Below are 382 nucleotides of genomic sequence, written 5' to 3' on the forward strand. Positions count from 1 at the left end.
TCATAGCAAAAAGCGCACCGGCGCTTTACGCTCCAAAATCATGATTCGCCTCGATCCCGCGACCGCCAGTCCCGCCGCGCCGCCCGCCGTCCCGGCCTGGGCGCTCGCAAGCGCCGGCGCGCCGAGCGACGCCGACGCCGCCTTCCGGGCCGGCGCCGCCCTGGCGTCGCTCGACACGCTGGCCCGCGCTCAAGCCAGCTGGGCCGGGGCCTGGCGACAGCGCCTGGCGCTTAGCTGCGCCGCCGCCAGCATGCGGCTTGTTGGCCGCGCCGAGGACGCGGCCGCCCTGCGCGACGCTTGGTATCTGCGCCAGGTCGGGACCGACCCCGGTCCCGCCGGCGCCGTCTTTGGTGCCTGGCGGCAGTTGGCCGGGCAGCCACCC

General features: G+C 75.7%; 1 protein-coding gene. It reads left to right on the forward strand.

Annotated features, from left to right (window positions below; translation table 11 throughout):
• Nucleotides 1-40: 40 nt before the first annotated feature.
• On the forward strand, nt 41-382 hold a 342-nt coding region (locus tag EN749_RS37415; protein WP_128365182.1), incomplete at its 3' end, for a DUF1403 family protein.

Source organism: Mesorhizobium sp. M7A.F.Ca.ET.027.02.1.1, from assembly GCF_004022985.1.
GTDB lineage: Bacteria > Pseudomonadota > Alphaproteobacteria > Rhizobiales > Rhizobiaceae > Mesorhizobium.